This window comes from Pseudomonas sp. NPDC089554, assembly GCF_050280645.1.
In the GTDB taxonomy this organism is placed as follows: Bacteria; Pseudomonadota; Gammaproteobacteria; order Pseudomonadales; family Pseudomonadaceae; genus Aquipseudomonas.
Map to the genome: position 1 here is coordinate 20751 of NZ_JBNNVR010000008.1, position 19793 is coordinate 40543.

The window sequence follows — 19793 nt, forward strand, 5'->3', positions numbered from 1 at the left end:
AATGGCTCTTACACCGAACCAATAGCCTGCCTAGGATGGCACCATTCGACAAGGACAACACCATGTACAACGCCAAGCTCCATCAGGAACACGACCTCGAGCAACTGCATCGGCACATGCAGGCGACCCGCCTGGCGATGCTGGTCAGTCATGGCGAGCAGGGTCTACTGGCAACCCACCTACCTGTACTCGTGGATACTCAGGATGGCGAACACGGCACGGTGCTCGCCCACCTGGCCCGGGCCAACCGCCAGTGGCAGGACCTGGAACGCGGTAGCGAGGCGTTGCTGGTATTCCCAGGTGCCGACGCCTACGTCAGCCCAGGCTTCTACCCGAGCAAGGCACACAACCCCAAGGTCGTGCCCACCTGGAACTACGTCTCGGTACACGCCTACGGCCCGGTGGAAGTCATTCACGATGCCCCGCGCCTGCTGGACATCGTCAGCCGCCTCAGCGACCGCCATGAGCAAGCCCGCGAGCGCCCCTGGAGCGTCAGCGATGCCCCGGCCGACTACATCGACGGCATGCTGCGCGCCATCGTCGGTATCCGCCTGCCCATCGCTCGTCTGCAAGGTGCCCGCAAGCTCAGCCAGAACCGCTCGGCCGAAGACATCGCCGGCGTGCGTGAAGGCCTTGCCACGAGCAGCGACTACCTGGACAACCAACTCGCGGCGCACATGCGCCAACCCTGAAGGAAAGCCCCATGCCCAGCGTTACCCTGCGCCCCGTCGGCGCCCAAGACCACGCCGCCTGGCTCGCCCTGTGGCAGGCCTACCTGCGCTTCTACCAGACCGAACTGGCCGAAGAGGTCAGCCTCAGCACCTGGCAACGCCTGCTCGACCCCAATGAACCCACTCACTCGGCACTGGCCTGGGTCGATGGCAAGGCGGTGGGGATGGTCAACTGGATCTATCATCGTTCCAACTGGAGCATCGAGAACTCCTGCTACCTGCAGGACCTCTACGTCGACGACACGCAACGCGGCCTGGGTATCGGCCGCCAGCTGATCGAACAGGTGTACGCCACCGCCAAGGCCGCCGGCTGCATCAAGGTGCACTGGCTGACCCACGAGACCAACGCCACCGCCATCAGCCTGTACGAGCAGGTGGCCGAGCGCCCGGGCTTCATTCAATTTCGCAAGCCACTGTAGGCCCACCATGACCCAAGCATTGAACTGGAAACCCGCGACAACGCCCCAGGCCGAACCCCTCGAAGGCCGCTTCATCCGCCTGGAAAAGCTCGACCCGGCACGCCATGGCGACGACCTGTGGGAGGTGTTGCAGGGCCCGAACTCCGACCCTCTGCTGTGGGACTACCTGCCCTATGGCCCGTTCGCCGAACGCGCCGCCTTCGACCGCTGGCTGGAGGCCAACGCCGCCAGCCGCGACCCACTGTTCTACAGCGTCATCGACCTTGCCAGTGGCCAGGTCCAGGGCATTCTCAGCTACATGTCGATCGTCCCCGAACAGGGCCGCTTCGAGCTCGGCCACATCGCCTTCGGCGCGGCCATGCAACGCACACCCAAGGGCACCGAGGCGGTGTACCTGCTGGGCAAGCTGGGTTTCGAGCTGGGCAACCGGCGGCTGGAGTGGAAGTGCAACGATGCCAATGCGCGCTCCAAGCGAGCAGCAGAGCGCTTTGGGTTCATCTTCGAGGGGGTGTTCCGCCAGCACATGGTGGTCAAGGACAGGAACCGCGACACGGCCTGGTATTCGATTACCGATGGGGAATGGCCTGCGGTGAAGGCCGGGTTCGAGCGTTGGTTGAGTGACGAGAACCAGGGAGCTGGGGAGCAGGTGAAGACATTGGAGGCATGCCGCCTTGGGTGAGGCATTCGCGGGCGAGCCCACAAAGGATTTATCCGGCCTGCAAATTTTTGAAATCTGCATTAAAAAGCAGAAAAATCTTAGAAAACTGAGAAAATCTGCAAAATAATGCAGTTTTTCAAGCAAAAAAAGGGGAGCACCCGCTCCCCAGAGGTTAACCGCCTACAGCCGAGGGCTTCGCTCAGCCCTCGATCTCGATCAGGATATCGCCCGGGGTCACCCGGTCGCCCTTGGCCACGTGGATGGCCACGACCTTGCCGGCGATGGCCGCCTGCACTTCGGTCTCCATCTTCATCGCCTCGGTGATCAGCAGTGCCTGGCCGGCCTTGACCACGTCGCCTTCCTTGACCAGTACATCGACGATGTTGCCCGGCATGCTGGTGCTGACATGGCCCGGCCCGCTGGCCTGTTTGCGCTTGCTGCTGCCGCCGCCGACGAAGTCGTTGAGCGGCTCGAACACCACCTCTTCCGGCATGCCGTCGATGGACAGGTAGAAGTGACGCTTGCCTTCGGCCTTCACGCCCACACCGGTGATATCGACCCGGTAGGTCTCGCCGTGCACATCGATGACGAACTCGGTCGGCACGCCTTCGCCGCTGGCCGATGCCACCGCACCGGCTTCCGGAATCGGCAGCAGGGCTTCGGGCTTGAGGGTGCCGGCTTCGCGTTCCTCGAGGAACTTGCGGCCAATGTCCGGGAACATGGCGAAGGTCAGCACGTCTTCTTCGCTGTGAGCCAGGTTGCCGATATCGGCGCGCAGCTTGGCCATTTCCGGCTTGAGCAGGTCGGCAGGACGTACGTCGATCACCTCTTCGCTGCCGATCGCCTGGCGGCGCAGCTTCTCGTTGACCACGCCCGGCGCCTTGCCATAGCCGCCTTGCAGGTACAACTTCACCTCGTTGGTGATGGTCTTGTAGCGCTCACCGGCCAGCACGTTGAAGAACGCCTGGGTGCCGACGATCTGCGAGGTCGGGGTAACCAGCGGCGGGAAGCCGAGGTCTTCGCGCACCCGCGGGATCTCCGCCAGCACTTCGTTCATGCGGTTGAGCGCGCCCTGCTCCTTGAGCTGGTTGGCCAGGTTGGAAATCATCCCGCCCGGCACCTGGTTGACCTGCACGCGGGTGTCCACGGCGGTGAACTCGCTTTCGAACTGGTGGTACTTCTTGCGCACGGCATAGAAGTACAGGCCGATTTCCTGCAACAGCTCAAGGTCCAGGCCGGTGTCGAACTCGCTGCCCTTGAGCGCGGCGACCATCGACTCGGTGCCCGGGTGGCTGGTGCCCCAGGCGAAGCTGGAGATCGCGGTGTCGATATGGTCGGCGCCGTTTTCCACCGCCTTGAGCTGGCACATGGCGGCCAGGCCGGCGGTGTCGTGGGAGTGGATGAACACCGGCAACGACTGCTCGGCCTTCAGCGCCTTGACCAGCTCGCCGGTGGCGTAGGGGGTCAGCAGGCCGGCCATGTCCTTGATCGCCACCGAGTCGCAGCCCATGGACTCCATCTGCTTGGCCTGCTTCACGAAGGCGTCGATGGTGTGCACGGGGCTGGTGGTGTAGGCGATGGTGCCCTGGGCGTGCTTGCCAGCAGCTTTCACCGCTTCGATGGCCACGCGCAGGTTACGCACGTCGTTCATGGCGTCGAAGATGCGGAACACATCGATGCCGTTGACCGCCGCCTTGGCCACGAACGCCTTGACCACGTCGTCGCTGTAATGGCGGTAGCCCAGCAGGTTCTGGCCGCGCAGGAGCATTTGCAGGCGAGTGTTGGGCAAGGCTGCGCGCAGCTTGCGCAGGCGCTCCCACGGGTCTTCCTTGAGAAAGCGCACGCAGGCGTCGAAGGTAGCGCCACCCCAGACTTCCAGCGACCAGTAGCCGACTTTGTCGAGCTTGTCGCAGATCGGCAGCATGTCTTCGGTGCGCATGCGGGTGGCCAGCAGGGACTGGTGGGCGTCGCGCAGGATCGTGTCGGTAACGTGGATTTTCTTGGACATTCTTGTTTTCCTCAGATGCCTGCGTGGGCGGCGATGGCGGCGGCGATGGCCAGGGCCAGCTCTTCGGGCTTGCGCTTGATCGAGTAGTTGGTCAGTTCCGGGTGGCTTTCGACGAAGCTGGTGTTGAACTGCCCGCTACGGAATTCCGGGTTACGCAGGATTTCCTGGTAGTACGCGGCGGTGGTCTTCACGCCCTGCACACGCATGTCGTCCAGGGCCCGCAGGCCGCGGTCCATGGCTTCTTCCCAGGTCAGCGCCCAGACCACCAGTTTCAGGCACATGGAATCGTAGAACGGTGGAATGGTGTAGCCGGTGTAGATTGCCGTGTCGGTGCGCACGCCCGGGCCGCCGGGGGCGTAGTAACGGGTGATCTTGCCGAAGCTGGGCAGGAAGTTGTTCTTCGGGTCTTCGGCGTTGATACGGAACTGCAACGCGTAGCCGCGATGCAGGATGTCTTCCTGCTTGATCGACAGTGGCAAGCCCGAGGCGATGCGAATTTGCTCGCGGACGATGTCGATGCCGGTGATTTCCTCGGTGATGGTGTGCTCCACCTGCACCCGGGTGTTCATTTCCATGAAGTACACCTCGCCATCGGCGAGCAGGAACTCCACGGTACCGGCGTTCTCGTAGTTCACCGACTTGGCCGCGCGCACCGCCAGGTCGCCGATGTAGGCGCGCTGTTCGGGGGTCAGCTGGGGGCTGGGAGCGATTTCGATGAGCTTCTGGTTACGACGCTGGATCGAGCAGTCGCGCTCGAACAGGTGCACCACGTTGCCGAAGCTGTCACCGAGAATCTGCGCCTCGATGTGCTTGGGGTTGACGATGCATTTCTCGAGGAACACTTCCGCCGAGCCGAAGGCCTTGGTGGCCTCGGAGATGACGCGGGGGAAGTTCTGTTCCAGTTCCTCGCGGCTGTTGCAGCGACGAATACCACGCCCGCCACCACCGGAAGTGGCCTTGAGCATCACCGGGTAGCCGATGCGGTCGCCTTCGCTCAGGGCTTCGTGAATGTCCGCCACGTTGCCTTCAGTACCGGGCGTGACCGGAACACCCGCTGCGATCATGGTGCGGCGCGCTTCGGTCTTGTCGCCCATTCGGCGAATGACCTCGGCGGAAGGGCCGATGAACTTGATGCCACGCTCGGCGCAGATCTCGGCAAGTTCGGCGTTTTCCGACAAGAAGCCGTAGCCCGGATGTAGGGCGTCGCAGCCGGTTTCCACCGCGAGGTTGACCAGCTTGCGTGGGTTCAGGTACCCGGCCAGGGGCTCGGCACCAATGCAGTAGGCCTCGTCGGCACGTTTGACATGCAAGGCCTGGCGGTCGGCGTCGGAAAAGATCGCCACCGAGCGAATGCCCATCTCGGCGCAGGCACGCACGATCCGAACTGCGATTTCACCCCGGTTGGCGATCAGGATTTTTTTTATCACTGGAGTCTTCCCAAAGCCGTAGGAACAGACGATCCGGTTCTACCGGTCGGCGCGTGACCAGATGCTGCTGGCCAGTCGCATAATCAAACTAGCGCTGTAGGTCGATAAACAAAAATCAATATTTGTTAGAGGCAGCATTAGCAAAAGCTTATAGTTCGGTTACAAGGTTTTGCCGAGGCGGGAGATAAAATGCGTAAGTCATTGATGCGTATGACATTGCGTCAATTGCAGGTCTTCAATGAGGTGTGCGATTTGCGCTCTTACAGCCGCGCCGCGCAGGAGATGTCGCTGACGCAACCCGCCGTTAGTCTACAGATCCGTCAGCTTGAGGAGCTGGTCGGCCAGCCACTGTTCGAGTACGTCGGTAAGAAGCTTTACCTCACCGAAGCGGCCGAAGCGTTGCAGCGCGCCAGCCGGGACATCTTCGGGCGCCTGGAGAACCTCGACATGCAGCTGTCGGACATGCAGGGGTCACTGCAGGGCCAACTGAAACTGGCAATCGAATCCAGCGCGAAATACTTCGTGCCGCACCTGTTCGCCACCTTCAAGCAACGCCACCCGGAGGTGAACCTGACGCTCACGGTGGTCAACCGCGCCCAGGCGATTCGCAGGCTTTCGGACAACCGCGACGACCTGACCATCATGTCGATGGTGCCGCAGGACATGGGCCTGGAGTTCCTGCCCTTCCTGAACAACCCCATCGTCGCCGTGGCACCCGCCAACCACCCGCTGTGCAAGCTCGAACGCCTGCGTCTTCAAGACCTGGAGCCGCACACCCTGCTGGTTCGCGAACAGGGCTCGGGCACGCGCAAGGCCTGCGAGGAATACTTCAAGGAAAAGCGCGTGCACTTCACCCAGACCCTGGAGGTGTCGTCCAACGATGCTCAGCGCGAGTGTGTGGTGGCGGGCCTGGGCATCGCCCTGCTGACCCGCCATGCGCTGAACATGGAGCTGGCCGCGGGGGTGCTGAAGGAGCTGCCGGTGGAGGAGTTGCCGCTGTACCGCAGCTGGTGCGTGGTGCAGTCCAAGGCCAAGCGGCAGTCGCCGGTGGCCTTGGCGTTCCTGGCGTTCATTCGTAACGAAAGGTCGAAGATCAGCGGGCTTGCGGAGCGTTTTTCGGGGAAGTTGCCGACGCTACCTGCCATACCGTGATGTCACCCATGTCGGGGTAGTCGGCGATGTCGCGCAGCAGTTGGCGTTGGTCGCAGTAGCTTTCGATGGCGCGGCGATACTCCATGCGGCGCTGGTCCTTTTCGGCCTGCTTGCGAGCCTTGGCGTTGGGTTGGTACGAACCGTCGTAGTCACGAGCCATTGCCTGTCCCCCAGATCGGATATCGGAGCTTCAGGGTGGGCCTGGGGGTTTACAGATGGGTGACAGGGCTGTGAATTTTCATTGGCAATGCGGGCCTCTTCGCGGGTTTACCCGCGAAGAGGCCCGGACAGACTGAATCAATCGTCGGTAGCTTTAATCGACTTGGGCGACAACCGCAGGCTACGCAAGCTGCGCTTCACGCTCTTGAGGTGGTTGACCAGGCTCGGCCCACGGGCCATGGCCACCCCCATCGCCAGCACGTCGATCACCACCAGGTGGGCGATGCGTGAGGTCAGCGGGGTGTAGATCTCGGTGTCTTCATGCACGTCGATTGCCAGGTTGACCGTGGACAGTTCGGCCAGCGGGGTTTGGCTCGGGCACAGGGTAATCAGGCTGGCGCCGCTTTCACGCACCAGGTTGGCGGTGATCAGCAGGTCCTTGGAACGACCGGACTGGGAAATACACACCGCCACGTCACCGGGCTTGAGGGTCACCGCCGACATCGCCTGCATATGCGGGTCGGAATAGGCCGCCGCACTGAGCAGCAGGCGGAAGAACTTGTGTTGGGCATCGGCAGCCACCGCGCCGGAGGCACCAAAACCATAGAACTCCACGCGCTGGGCTTGGGCCATGGCGCTCACCGCCTGCTGCAACGCATGCGGGTCGAGGTGCTCGCGCACTTCCATCAGCGTGTGCAGGGTGGTGTCGAAGATCTTCAGGCTGTAGTCGGCGACCGAGTCGTCTTCATGGATGGCGAACTGGCCGAAGCTGGCGCCAGCGGCCAGGCTCTGCGCCAGCTTGAGCTTGAGGTCCTGGAAGCCCGAGCAACCGATGGCGCGGCAGAAACGCACGATGGTCGGTTCGCTGATGCCGACACTGTGGGCCAGATCGGCCATCGAGCTGTGCATGACGGCAGCCGGGTCGAGCAGCACGTGGTCGGCCACTTTCAGTTCGGACTTGCGCAGCAGGTGGCGCGATTGGGCGATATGTTGCAACAGATTCACAGGCTGGACTCGGTTATGATCGGCTGGCCGGGGATGTAGCTATCTTGTAGTTATACTACATGACCGGCAAACCGCCCAGCTAAACGAACGTGGAGAGTGGTGGCTTGACGATCCCTTGCGACATTCTGGTCTTCGGCGGCACCGGCGACCTGGCCTTGCACAAGCTGCTGCCGGCGCTCTATCACCTGTACCGCGAGGGCCGCCTGCACAACGCCGTGCGCATCATCGCCCTGGCCCGCCGCCCACTGCCGCGCAACGACTACCTCAAGCTCGCCGAGCGCCATTGTCGCGCACAAGTTGCGCGCAATGACTTCGACGAGGAGACCTGGCAGCGCTTCGGTGCACGCCTGGACTACTTCCCCATGGACGCCTCGCAAGGCGCCGACTTCAACCGCCTGGCCCGCTACCTCGGTGAGCCCGGCGGCCTGACGCGCATCTTCTACCTGGCCACCGCACCCAACCTGTTCGTGCCCATCGCCAACCACCTGCGCCTGGCGGGTTTGGCCGACAGCGAGGCGCGCATCGTGCTGGAAAAGCCCATTGGCCATTCGCAGGCTTCGGCCACCGCCATCAACGAAGCCATCGGCGCGGTGTTCGAGGAAAACCAGGTGTTTCGCATCGACCACTACCTGGGCAAGGAGACCGTGCAGAACCTCATGGCCCTGCGCTTTGCCAATGCCCTGCTGGAGCCGGTGTGGCGCAACAGCCAGGTGGACCACGTGCAGATCAGCGTCTGCGAAACCCTGGGCGTGGAGAACCGCGGCGGCTACTACGACCGTGCTGGCGCCACCCGCGACATGCTGCAAAACCACCTGCTACAGCTGCTGTGCCTGGTGGCCATGGAGCCACCGGCGCAGTTCGAAGCCGAAGCGGTGCGGGATGAAAAAGTGAAGATCCTGCGCGCGCTCAAACCTATTGCCGGGCAGGACGTCCAGGACATGACCGTGCGCGGCCAATACAGCGCCGGCAAGATCGGCGGCCAGGAAGTGCCGGCCTACTACTTCGAGAAAGACGTCGACAACGACAGCGATACCGAGACCTTCGTCGCCGTACAGGCGCATGTCGAGAACTGGCGCTGGGCCGGCGTGCCGTTCTACCTGCGCACCGGCAAGCGCATGGCCCGGCGCACCTCGCAGATCGTCATCCAGTTCAAGCCGGTGCCCCACGAGCTGTTCAGCGGTGGGCAGGTCAACCAGTTGCTTATCCAGCTGCAACCCGACGAACACATCAGCCTGCGCATGATGACCAAGAGCCCCGGCAAGGGCATGCGCCTGGCACCGGTGGAGCTGGACCTGAACCTGGCCCAGGCGTTCGGCCATACGCGTCGCTGGGAAGCCTACGAGCGTCTGCTGCTGGACGTACTTGACGGCGACTCGACGCTGTTCATGCGCCGCGACGAAGTGGAGGCCGCTTGGGCTTGGATCGACCCGATTCTCAAGGGTTGGGAAGAACACTTCCAGGCACCGCGCCAGTACCCGGCTGGTAGCAATGGGCCGGAGCAGGCCAACAGCCTGTTGGCTCACCAAGGCAGGCACTGGCATAGCTGAAGCCCTTCGCTCTGCTGGTGTACGTCAGCAGCGGGCAGCCTTGTGTCGAGGCAATGCATACCGCGTTGCCCTATCGATAAAGGTACTCATCGTGATAATCGACTCGAAAAACTGGAGCGCACGCCAAGAAGGCAACCAGCTGTATGTAGAAGGCACCGTCACCGTCGGGCACCCTGGTATCGAACCGCTGCTGGAGCTGTCCGAGATCCAGGACAGGTCATCCAACCTCAACCTTGACCTCAAGACGCGATTACTGGAAGGCGGCTTTCTCCAAGTCGTTACGGAAAAGCAAGTCGTGTTCGAAATGACCGTGGACTACCCCGTTCCTGAGATTAACGTGCGCGGTGAAACCGCGATGATCACCAGCATTGCGGTGGAATCTAGCGAGGCTTGACATTCATTTTGCTGCGGGGCGTTCGAGCAAGGCTCTGAACGTCCCCGCATCTACCGGGCGGCTGATCAAGTAGCCCTGCGCTTCGTCACAGCCCTGTTCGCGCAGGAATGCCAACTGCTCCTGGGTTTCCACCCCCTCCGCCACCACTCGCAGCTCCAGGCTCTTGGCCATGGCGATGATTGCCCGGGTGATCGCCGCATCCTGGCTGCCCTCGCGCAGCCCGCGAATGAACGCCTGGTCGATCTTCACGTAGTCCACCGGGAAGCGCTTGAGGTAGCTCAGTGATGAATACCCGGTGCCGAAGTCGTCGATCGCCAGCTTCACCCCCAGTTCGTGCAACTGCTCGAAGGTGGCGATGATGTGCTCGACGTTGTCCAGCAACTGGCTCTCGGTCAGCTCAAGCTCCAGCAAGTGCGGCTCCAGGCCACTTTCCTGCAATACCTGGCGCACCAGGCTGACCACCTTGCCCTGGCGCAACTGATAGACCGACAGGTTCACCGAAACCCGCACTTCCAGGCCCTGGCGCCGCCATTCGCAGGCCTGCCAGCACGCCTGACGCAGCACGAATTCCCCCATCGGCGCGATCAACCCGGTTTCCTCGGCCAGGCCAATGAAATCGCCCGGCGGCACCATGCCAAGCTCTGGGTGCTGCCAACGCACCAAGGCTTCTGCGGCATGCAGACGCCCGCTGCTCAGGCACAGCTTGGGTTGGTAGTAGACCAGCAACTGGCCTTCGTCGATGGCCTTGCGCAGCTGGTTTTCCAGGGTCAGGCGCTCCAGGGTGCTGGCGCGTAGGCTCTCGGTGTAGAACTGGAAACTGTCGCCGCCCAGGTGCTTGGCGTGCTGCTTGGCCATGTCGGCCTGGCTGAGCAGGGCATTGAGGTCGAAGGTCGCATCCGACAGCACGCTGATCCCAACCGACGCACTCACCACCACCTCATGGCCGCCCAGGCGTTGCGGCACCCGCAGCTTGTCGAGCAGCCGCGTGGTGACCCGCACCAGGCTCGACAAGTTGCTGTAGCCGTCGAACAGAATGGCGAACTCGTCGCCTGAGAGTCGCGCCACGGTATCGGCCTCGGGCACGGCGCTGGCAATGCGTTGGGCCATCTTCTTCAACAGCTGGTCGGCCAGCTCGTGGCCGAGGCTTTCGTTCAACAGCTTGAAGCGGTCCAGGTCGACGTGCAGCAGCACCAGGCTACGCCCGCTGGCCCGCACCCGTTGCCTCGCCTCGTGCAAACGCAGGCGGAACAAGGCACGGTTGGCCAGGCCCGTCAGGTCGTCGTAATGGGCCAGGTAGCGCAGGCGCTCCTCGGACTCGCGCCGTGCCGACAGGTCACTGAAGAACGCGACGATATTGCTGATGCGCCCGTGTTCATCGCGCACAACGTTGAGCAGCAGGTTCTGCGGGTACAGCTCGCCATTCTTGCGCGCCTCGACCAGCTCGCCCTGCCAGCGCCCGTGCAGCTCCAGGGCCTGCTCGATGGCCTGGCTGTGGCGTCGCGCATCGTGGCTACAGGGCAGTTCCAGGAGGTTGCGCAGAATCAGCTCGTCACGATGGTGTCCGGTCATGTCGCAGAACGCCTGGTTGGCCACCAGCAGCTGGAAGTCTGCGTCGAGAATGGCGATACCCTCGCTCGCCGCCTCGAACACCGTGCCCGCCAGGCGCTGCTGCTCCTCCTGCTCCTTGGCCGAGGTGATATCGCGACGGGTGCCGAGCATGCGCAGTACCCTGCCGCCAGGGCCGCGCTCCACCGCCCGGCCGCGGTCCTCGATCCAGCACCAGTGGCCCTGGGCATGGCGCACGCGGTACTCCACGCGGTAGTCCTCGCTGCGCCCCTTGAGGTGTTCGACCAGGGTGCGACGCAACGCGGGCAGGTCTTCCGGGTGCAGGCGGGGCTTGAGGTCGGTGCGCACCGAGCGCACCTGGCTGACATCCAGGCCGAACAGGGCATGCAACTGCGTGTGGTGCACCTCGTCGCTTTCCAGGTCCCAGTCCCACAGCCCCAGCTCACTGGCCTCCAGCGCCAGGGCCAGGCGCTGTTCGCTCTGGCTCAGGGCTTGGTTGGCCTGGGCCAGTTCCTGGCCACGCTGGGCCACCCGCTGTTCGAGAACGGCCTGGGCCTGGCGCAACTGCTCCTCGGCCCGGCGACGCTGCTCCACTTCGGTGCTGAGCACCTGCCGAACGCCCTGCAGGTGTTCGATCAGCGCCTGGTTCTGGAAACGCCGCAACAGGCCCCGCTCGACCAGCCGGTTGACCTGCCAGGCCACCACCGTCAACGCGCCCAGCAGAATCAGGCCCAGCCAGCCCCAGCCACGCTGCAAGCCGTCCTGGTACAGGAACAGGAAGACGACCGGCGGCACCAGGCAAGGCAGGGCGAAACTGAGAAAGGCGGTAAAGCTCGCCGCGTAGGCGACACTCGCCGACAGCGCCGCCGCGCCCAGCAGGCCGAACACCCAGGCCTGTTGCACGAAACTGTCCACCGGCACCAGGGCGATCGCGGCGCTGGCCAGTGTCAGGCCGCTGAAGGCCGAGCCGAACAGGAACATGCGCCACCACGTAGGTTGCGCCTGACGCTCGGGCGTCGCCGCCTCGAATGCCGCTACCTGGATCACACGCAAGGCGACCAGCGCCAACAGCCAGGCCATCCACACGCCTACCAGCAGGTAGCGCGCGGGGTTCCACAGCAGCCACGCACACAGCAGGCCGTTTATCAACATGAACAGGGTGGGCAACAACGAGCCCTGGTACAGCAGGCGAGTTCGCTCGATGGTGAGCTGGGTTGCGAACTGCCTGCGAACGTCCCTTGTCGTCTCGGGCGATGCACCGATCGCCGCGCAATTCTGGGTCATATGGCAGTGTTCTTATAATGGTTAGCCGCAAACGTGCAGCGAGCATACACAAGCGCGGGCTCAGGCCAAACTGCTCTGCGTCAGGAATTCTCCAACGGCCTGCGGCCTACCCGCCGACACTGCATAACCCATGCCGATGAACGTGTGCAGATTTCTCCCCTCGCGGTTTGCCCCTGCCCCCCGCGCGGCCCTAGAATGGCCGGATGCACACTGATGACCTCTCCCTCCTGCTCAACTCCCTCAACGATGCCCAACGCCAGGCCGTAGCGGCCCCGCTGGGGCGTCAACTGGTGCTTGCCGGCGCCGGCTCCGGTAAAACCCGCGTGCTGGTGCACCGTATCGCCTGGTTGATCCAGGTCGAGCAGGCCTCGCCCCACTCGATCCTGTCGGTGACCTTCACCAACAAGGCCGCTGCGGAAATGCGCCAGCGCATCGAGCAACTGCTGGGCATCAACCCGGCCGGCATGTGGGTCGGCACCTTCCACGGCCTGGCGCACCGCCTGTTGCGGGCGCACTGGCAGGAAGCGCGGCTGGTGCAGAACTTCCAGATCCTCGACGGCGACGACCAGCAACGCCTGGTCAAACGCGTGATCCGCGAGTTGGGCCTGGACGAACAGCGCTGGCCGGCCCGCCAGGCGCAGTGGTTCATCAACGGCCAGAAGGACGAGGGCCTGCGCCCGCAGCATATCCAGGCCGGTGGCGACCTTTACCTGGCGACCATGCGCAGCATCTACGAAGCCTACGAGCAAGCCTGCGAGCGGGCCGGGGTCATCGACTTCTCCGAACTGCTGCTGCGCGCGCTCGACCTGTGGCGCGACCACCCCGGCCTGCTCGAGCACTACCAGCGGCGCTTCCGCCACCTGCTGGTGGACGAATTCCAGGACACCAACGCCGTGCAGTACGCCTGGCTGCGCCTGTTGGCCAGCGGCGGTGGCAGCCTCATGGCGGTGGGCGACGACGACCAGTCCATCTATGGCTGGCGCGGTGCGAAGATCGAGAACATCCACCAGTACACCGCCGACTTCCCCGACGCCGAACTGATTCGCCTGGAGCAGAACTACCGCTCCACCGGCGGCATCCTCAAGGCGGCCAACGCGCTGATCGCCAACAACAGCGGGCGCCTGGGCAAAGAGCTGTGGACCGACATGGGTGAAGGCGAGCCGCTGACCCTGTACGCCGCCTACAACGAACACGACGAAGCGCGCTATGTGGTGGAAACCATCGAGCGCGTCATCAAGGATGGCAACGCGCGCAACGACATCGCCATCCTCTACCGCTCCAACGCCCAGTCCCGCGTGCTCGAAGAAGCCCTGCTGCGCGAACGCATTCCCTACCGCATCTATGGCGGCCAGCGCTTCTTCGAACGCGCCGAAATCAAGAACGCCATGGCCTACCTGCGCCTGCTCGAAGGGCGCGGCAACGACGCGGCACTGGAGCGGGTGATCAACGTGCCGCCGCGCGGCATTGGCGAAAAGACCGTCGAGGCGATCCGCGACCACGCCCGCCATAGCCAGCTGTCGATGTGGGAAGCCATGTGCCAACTGCTCGCCGCCAAGGCCCTGAAGGGCCGCGCAGCCAGTGCCCTGGGCGCGTTCATCGAACTGATGGAGCAGCTCGCCAGCAAGACCCAGGACATGCCGCTGCACCTGATGACCCAGGCGGTTATCGAGCAGTCGGGGCTGATCGTCTACCACCAGGAAGAGAAAGGCGAAAAAGGCCAGGCCCGGGTGGAAAACCTTGAGGAACTGGTGAGCGCGGCGCGCAACTTCGAAACCAGCGAAGACGACGCCGACCTCTCGCCGCTGTCGGCCTTCCTTGGCCACGCCTCGCTGGAAGCCGGCGACGCCCAGGCCGATGAGCACGAAGACAGCATCCAGTTGATGACCCTGCACAGCGCCAAGGGCCTGGAATTCCCCTACGTGTTCCTGGTGGGCATGGAGGAAGGCCTGTTCCCGCACAAGATGAGCCTGGAAGAGCCGGGCCGCCTGGAAGAGGAGCGCCGCCTGGCCTATGTGGGCATTACCCGGGCCATGCGCCAGCTGATCATGACCTATGCCGAGACCCGTCGTTTGTATGGCAGCGAAACCTACAACAAGGTGTCGCGCTTCGTACGCGAGATTCCGCCGGGCCTGGTGCAGGAAGTGCGCTTGTCGAACAGCGTCAGCCGTCCCTTCGGCGGCGCGAAAGCCAGCACCAGCAACCTGTTCGCCAACGCGAATATCCCGCAGACAGCCTTCAACCTCGGCCAGCGGGTGCAACATTCTGTATTTGGCGAGGGCATCATCCTCAACTTCGAGGGCTCCGGCGCACAGGCCCGGGTGCAGGTGAACTTCGCTGAAGGCAGCAAGTGGCTGATGCTGGGGTATGCCAAGCTGGAAGCGATCTGAGGCACTGCTCTGCGGTGCCCTTTCAGACAGCATATTCGGAATGCGCCTACTCCACAGGCACAAGTCAGGCAAAAGCTGGAAACATTTGGTCGCTGGTCATGTGCCCTGGAACCTGTGCACCATGGCGCGCGTGCAATCCACAAAACGGGAAATCCCAACTTATGCAACGTTTTCTTAGCATCGCACTGGCGCTTTGCGTTGGCCTGACGCTGAGCCTCGACGTCAACGCAGCCAAGCGCTTCGGTGGTGGCAAGAGCTCGGGCGCAGCGCCTATGCACCAGACTCGCCAGGCCGCACCTACCACTCCAGCTGCCGCCGCCACTGCCCCAGGCCGTGCACCGGCCGCCGCCAGCGGCGCCTCGCGCTGGCTGGGCCCACTGGCCGGTATCGCCGCCGGTGGCCTGCTGGCCTCCATGTTCATGGGCGATGGCTTCGAGGGTATGCAGATCCTCGACTTCCTGCTGATGGGCCTGGTCGCCTTCCTGGTGTTCCGCTTCATCGCCGCGCGCCGTCGCCAGCAGCAGCAACAGCAGCCGCAAATGGCCGGTGCCGGTCACGCGCCGTACCAGCGTGAAGCCCAACCTCAGCAGCCTGGCGCATCGATCTTCGGTGGTTCGGCCGCACCTGTGGCAGCCGCTTCGCCGGTCATCAACGCCCCGGCCTGGTTCAACGAGCAGAACTTCGTAGCTGCCGCCCGCAACCACTTCCAGTCGCTGCAGCAGCACTGGGATGCCAACGAGATGGACAAGATCGCCGAGTTCGTCACCCCGCAAATGCTCGAGTTCCTCAAGCGCGAGCGTGCCGAGCAGGGTGAAGCCGATGGCTTCCAGTCCACCTACATCGACAACCTCGATGTACAGCTCGACGGCGTGGAAGACCGCGCAGACAAGACCATCGCCACCCTGACCTTCCGTGGCGTGTCGAAGTCCTCGCGTTTCGACCAAGGCGAAGCTTTCAACGAAAGCTGGCACATGGAACGCGCCCAAGGTGAGAACCAGCCTTGGATGCTCGCCGGTATCCGCCAGAACGGCTGATTCTGACGCGCTGCACAAAAAACCCCGGGCTCTGTCCCGGGGTTTTTGCTTTTGCCAGAGTGGGCTACTAGGGTATAAACCGCAGCGTCGTCAACAAGGTCAGAGGATGTGAACCGTGGAAGAAGTGATCGAACAACTCCGTGAAGCCAACGAGCCAGTACCGGTGCCCCTGGAGCTTCCCGACGAAGACCAGTTGGTCGAGATCGAGGAGCAGCTGTTCATCAACATTCCCTTCGTCTTCAAGGAGTTCCTGCTGACCGTCAGCGACGTGGTTTACGGCTCACTGGAGCCGGTCACCGTGACCGACCCGCAGTCGCACACCTACCTGCCGGACGTCGCCGCCAACGCCTGGGATGCTGGCGTGCCGCGCGACCTGATTCCGCTGTGCGAGGATGGCAACAGCTACTACTGCGTCGAAGAAGACGGCACCGTGGTGCTGTGGGATGGCGACGAGGAGATGGTAGGCGAAGACAGCTGGGAGTCGGTCTGGCACTGGGCGCGGGACGTCTGGCTGGAAAGCTGAAACTACACGGGGCTGCCCTGCTGTGCAGCCCCGGCGCAACACTTCAATGCGAGTGATCGCGGCTATTCTCGAGGGTTTCCAGCAACGCCACCTGCATGCGCGTATGCACCCGCACGAACCAGCGCCACAACACCGCCACCACCACCGCTGCCACCACCGCGATGATCAGCAACAGTTCGTTGGTCGGCAGGATGCTCGCCGACAAGGCCGACAGCAGCAGGAAGATCACCAACAGCGACAGCAGCGGGATCACCTCGGCGACTACGCGACGCACGCGCTGGGTATGACGCCCGGCCATTTCCGGTTTCACCCCCATCTCCGCCAACAGCATCGACAGCGCCTTGAGCTTGCGGTACGCCGCGATCAGGAACGGCAGCGACAACAGCAACGCCGCGCCCCAGATCACCGCCTTCTGCTGGCCGACATCGCCGACCCACTCGCTCAGCCAACTGCCAATGCGCACGGCGAAGTAACCACCGCTGAAGAAGATGGCGATCACCAGTGCCAGGTTCACCCCCACCTGCAGCAAGATGCGCCGGATCATCGCCGCCAGCATAGCGCTCTCACCCTGGGGCTGGATGTTGCGCAACCACTCGCCATACAACGACAGCACCCGTGACAAGCGTTGTGGCATCACCTTGCCCAGCTTGATCGACAGCGGGTCGGCAGCGCGAATCAGGTAAGGCGTCAGCAGCGTGGTAATTGCCGACACCGCCACGGCAACCGGGTAGAGGAAATCGCTGGTGACCTGCAGGGTCATGCCCAGCGCGGCGATGATGAAGGAAAATTCGCCAATCTGCGAAAGGCCCATCCCAACGCGTAGCGAGGTGCGTCCGTCGTTACCGGCGATAAACGCGCCCATGCCGCAGGAAAGCATCTTGCCCAGCACCACCGCGATGGTAATGACCACGATGGGCCAGGCATAGTCGATCAACACCTGCGGGTCGATCATCAAGCCGATGGCGACGAAGAAGATGGCGCTGAACATGTCGCGTACCGGCTCGATCAGGCGCTCGATCTTCAGCAGTTGGCGCGACTCGGCCATGATCGCGCCAATCAGGAAGGCGCCCAGCACCATGCTGTACTCCAGCTTGACCACCAGCAGGCAGAAGCCGAAACACAGGCCCAGCACGGTGATCAGCAACATCTCGTTGCTCTCGAACTTGGCCACGTAGGCCAGCAGGCGCGGCACCAGCAGGATGCCGACCACCAGCGCGACGATCATGAACAGCGACAGCTTGCCGACCGTGGAGAACACTTCCCCGGAGCTCACCGCACCACTCACGGCAATGCCCGACAGCAAGGCGATGATGCCGATACCCAGGATGTCCTCAACGATCAGCACGCCGAAAATCAGCTGGGCGAAGCGCTCGTTCTTCATCTTCAGGTCATTGAGCGCCTTGACGATGATGGTGGTCGAGGAAATCGCCAGGATCGCGCCAAGGAACAGCGAGTCCATGGTGCTCCACTCGAACCAGCGGCCAATTTCGAAGCCGATCCAGATCATCAACACGATCTCGAGGAACGCCGCGATGAACGCGGTGGCGCCCACCTTGAACAGCTTGCGCAGGCTGAACTCCAGCCCCAGGCAGAACATCAGGAAGATCACCCCAAGTTCGGCGAGGGTCTTGATGGTGTCTTCGTCATGGATCAGGCCGAACGGCGGCGTATGCGGGCCGATGATGAAGCCGGCGACGATGTAGCCCAGCACCACGGGCTGGCGCAAGCGGTGGAAAAGGATGGTGACCACACCGGCGACCAGCATGATCACTGCCAGGTCTTGAATGAAACTGATGGCATGCATGGCGTCGGGCTCCTTTTCGATGCACGGGGGCAGACCGCTCCTCTGCCAGGAAACCCCGATCGAGTAGCAAGTACATACTGTTTTTAATGTCAGAAAAGCCCCAAGTACAAGGGCCCGCTCAGGGTAACATTGCGCTTGGCCATCAGCGGCCGGTGCAATATGTAGAAACAGATCGGCCCTTTCGCTTTCGCGAATGGCATGATCGGCGTGACGACGGACTGTCCGGCGACGTCCCGTACCAGGAAACCACCCGAGGGGAATAGAAGTGTCAGCAGATACCCACCCCGTTTCAGCGCAACCTCACCGTGAGCACACTATGGAACCTGGAAACGCCCAGCTGAGCATGACCGTCCTGATGACCCCGGACATGGCCAACTTCTCTGGCAACGTACACGGCGGCACCCTGCTCAAGTACCTCGACGAGGTCGCCTATGCGTGCGCCAGCCGCTATGCGGGCAGCTATGTGGTGACCTTGTCGGTGGACCAGGTGATCTTCCGCGAGCCGGTGCACGTCGGCGAGCTGGTGACCTTCCTCGCTTCGGTCAACTACACCGGCAACACCTCCATGGAGGTGGGCATCAAGGTGGTCACCGAGAATATCCGCGAGCGCTCGGTGCGCCACTCCAACAGCTGCTTCTTCACCATGGTCGCGGTCGACGACAACCGTCGCCCGGTGCCGGTACCGCCACGCCAGCCCCAGAACAGCGAGGAGAAGCGCCGCTTCCTCCAAGGCCAGCAGCGTCGGCAGATCCGCCAGGAACTGGAAAAGCGCTACCAGGACCTGAAAACCGACATCTAAATCGCCAGGCGCTGCGCCTCGAAACGCACCCGCGGGTGCGCGATGCGGTCTTGGGCCCGCACCAGCTGCAACTCGTAGCTGGCGCAGGCCTGGGTTTCCAGCAGCACCTCGTGCACCGCTGCGGCGGTGAACTCGAACGCCTGCACCCAGGAATCGCCCAACAGCACCCGCGCCAGGAACAGCCCGGAGGTCAGGTCGCCCACCCCCACCGGCTGCCGCGGGAAGGCCAGCAGCGGCCGGCGCAGGTGCCAGCAGTGCTCGCGGGTCACCAGCAGCATTTCGAAAGCGTCCTCGGCGCGCCCCGGGTACGCCAGGTGCTTCACCAGGACCACCTGCGGGCCACGCTCGAGCAGGCTGCGTGCCATTGCTACGCAATCGTCGAGGGACTCGGCACGACGGCCACAGAAACTGTCCAGTTCCAGCTGGTTGGGGCAGAGGATGTCGGCCACCGACGCGGCCTGTTCGAGCAGGAAGTCACTCACCTCCTGCGGCACGATGCAGCCTTTCTCTGCATGCCCCATCACCGGGTCGCACAAGTACAACGCCCGTGGGTTGACCGCCTTGATCCGCGCCACCCCCGCCAGGATCGCCCGCCCCTGCTCCGCGCTGCCCAGGTAGCCCGAGAGCACTGCATCGCAGTGGCCCAGCTCGCCGATATTGGAAATGCCTTCCACCAACGCAGGAATTTGCGCCGGCGCGAGCACTTCACCCGCCCACTGGCCATACTGAGTGTGGTTGGAGAACTGCACTGTGTTGAGCGGCCAGACGTTCACCCCCACCCGCTGCATGGGGAACACCGCCGCGCTGTTTCCGGCGTGGCCGAATACCACATGGGATTGGATGGCGAGCAGGTGAGGCGTACGTTTCATGCAGGAAATTTCCGAAGGTGTCTTGAT

At 63.2% G+C, this 19793-nt stretch carries 17 protein-coding genes; 10 read left to right on the plus strand and 7 right to left on the minus strand.

The features are described from left to right. The first annotated feature begins 62 nt into the window (after window positions 1-62). The 3 genes from ACQKPE_RS04280 to ACQKPE_RS04290 are packed head-to-tail and all read left to right on the plus strand — an operon-like array spanning window position 63 to window position 1829. Window positions 63-692, plus strand: a complete 630-nt coding sequence (locus ACQKPE_RS04280) for an FMN-binding negative transcriptional regulator (RefSeq protein WP_427663526.1) — start codon at window positions 63-65, stop codon at window positions 690-692. Window positions 693-703: 11 nt separating this feature from the next. After that, complete coding sequence (locus ACQKPE_RS04285; RefSeq protein ID WP_427663527.1) at window positions 704-1150, plus strand: N-acetyltransferase family protein; 447 nt, start codon at window positions 704-706, stop codon at window positions 1148-1150. 7 nt (window positions 1151-1157) lie between these two features. Beyond that, window positions 1158-1829: a GNAT family N-acetyltransferase gene (locus ACQKPE_RS04290; protein ID WP_427663528.1), complete on the plus strand. Its 672-nt coding sequence runs from the start codon at window positions 1158-1160 to the stop codon at window positions 1827-1829. A gap of 178 nt (window positions 1830-2007) precedes the next feature. Here the strand turns inward: ACQKPE_RS04290 and oadA are convergent, their stop codons facing one another. Both oadA and ACQKPE_RS04300 read right to left on the minus strand, forming a co-directional pair. After that, window positions 2008-3816, minus strand: a complete 1809-nt coding sequence (gene oadA / locus ACQKPE_RS04295; RefSeq protein WP_427663529.1) for a sodium-extruding oxaloacetate decarboxylase subunit alpha — start codon at window positions 3814-3816, stop codon at window positions 2008-2010. An 11-nt stretch (window positions 3817-3827) separates the two neighbouring features. Then, entirely contained in the window at window positions 3828-5243 is a 1416-nt protein-coding gene (locus ACQKPE_RS04300) for an acetyl-CoA carboxylase biotin carboxylase subunit (protein WP_427663530.1), read from the minus strand. A 189-nt stretch (window positions 5244-5432) separates the two neighbouring features. Between ACQKPE_RS04300 and ACQKPE_RS04305 the strand changes: the two genes are divergently transcribed. After that, on the plus strand, window positions 5433-6395 hold the full coding sequence (locus ACQKPE_RS04305) for a LysR family transcriptional regulator (protein ID WP_427663531.1): 963 nt from the start codon (window positions 5433-5435) through the stop codon (window positions 6393-6395). Here ACQKPE_RS04305 and ACQKPE_RS04310 read toward each other — a convergent pair. Beyond that, complete coding sequence (locus ACQKPE_RS04310) at window positions 6337-6555, minus strand: PA3496 family putative envelope integrity protein (protein WP_375098516.1); 219 nt, start codon at window positions 6553-6555, stop codon at window positions 6337-6339. The genes ACQKPE_RS04305 and ACQKPE_RS04310 overlap by 59 nt on opposite strands. Before the next feature lie 137 nt (window positions 6556-6692). Continuing rightward, a complete protein-coding gene (gene hexR, locus ACQKPE_RS04315) occupies window positions 6693-7559 on the minus strand; it encodes a transcriptional regulator HexR (protein WP_375098515.1) in 867 nt (288 codons plus the stop codon). Window positions 7560-7663: 104 nt separating this feature from the next. Between hexR and zwf the strand changes: the two genes are divergently transcribed. Both zwf and ACQKPE_RS04325 read left to right on the plus strand, forming a co-directional pair. Next, entirely contained in the window at window positions 7664-9106 is a 1443-nt protein-coding gene (zwf, locus tag ACQKPE_RS04320) for a glucose-6-phosphate dehydrogenase (protein ID WP_427663532.1), read from the plus strand. 91 nt (window positions 9107-9197) lie between these two features. Then, a complete protein-coding gene (locus ACQKPE_RS04325) occupies window positions 9198-9500 on the plus strand; it encodes a hypothetical protein (RefSeq protein WP_427663533.1) in 303 nt (100 codons plus the stop codon). Between the two features lie 3 nt (window positions 9501-9503). On the opposite strand, the gene ACQKPE_RS04330 is transcribed toward ACQKPE_RS04325, so the two are convergent. Next, window positions 9504-12350: an EAL domain-containing protein gene (locus tag ACQKPE_RS04330; RefSeq protein WP_427663534.1), complete on the minus strand. Its 2847-nt coding sequence runs from the start codon at window positions 12348-12350 to the stop codon at window positions 9504-9506. Window positions 12351-12553: 203 nt separating this feature from the next. Between ACQKPE_RS04330 and uvrD the strand changes: the two genes are divergently transcribed. The 3 genes from uvrD to ACQKPE_RS04345 all read left to right on the plus strand — a co-directional run bounded on the left by uvrD (window position 12554) and on the right by ACQKPE_RS04345 (window position 16294). After that, entirely contained in the window at window positions 12554-14737 is a 2184-nt protein-coding gene (uvrD, locus tag ACQKPE_RS04335; protein ID WP_427663535.1) for a DNA helicase II, read from the plus strand. Window positions 14738-14898: 161 nt separating this feature from the next. Further along, complete coding sequence (locus ACQKPE_RS04340) at window positions 14899-15771, plus strand: Tim44 domain-containing protein (protein WP_427663536.1); 873 nt, start codon at window positions 14899-14901, stop codon at window positions 15769-15771. Window positions 15772-15886: 115 nt separating this feature from the next. Further along, window positions 15887-16294 carry an SMI1/KNR4 family protein gene (locus ACQKPE_RS04345; RefSeq protein ID WP_427663537.1) on the plus strand — a complete coding sequence of 136 codons (408 nt, stop codon included), beginning with the start codon at window positions 15887-15889 and terminating at the stop codon, window positions 16292-16294. 43 nt (window positions 16295-16337) lie between these two features. On the opposite strand, the gene ACQKPE_RS04350 is transcribed toward ACQKPE_RS04345, so the two are convergent. Further along, window positions 16338-18098, minus strand: a complete 1761-nt coding sequence (locus ACQKPE_RS04350; protein ID WP_427663538.1) for a cation:proton antiporter — start codon at window positions 18096-18098, stop codon at window positions 16338-16340. A gap of 316 nt (window positions 18099-18414) precedes the next feature. Between ACQKPE_RS04350 and ACQKPE_RS04355 the strand changes: the two genes are divergently transcribed. After that, window positions 18415-18897 carry an acyl-CoA thioesterase gene (locus ACQKPE_RS04355; protein ID WP_375098507.1) on the plus strand — a complete coding sequence of 161 codons (483 nt, stop codon included), beginning with the start codon at window positions 18415-18417 and terminating at the stop codon, window positions 18895-18897. Here ACQKPE_RS04355 and pdxY read toward each other — a convergent pair. Beyond that, a complete protein-coding gene (gene pdxY / locus ACQKPE_RS04360; RefSeq protein ID WP_427663539.1) occupies window positions 18894-19766 on the minus strand; it encodes a pyridoxal kinase PdxY in 873 nt (290 codons plus the stop codon). The genes ACQKPE_RS04355 and pdxY overlap by 4 nt on opposite strands. Between the last annotated feature and the right edge of the window lie 27 nt (window positions 19767-19793).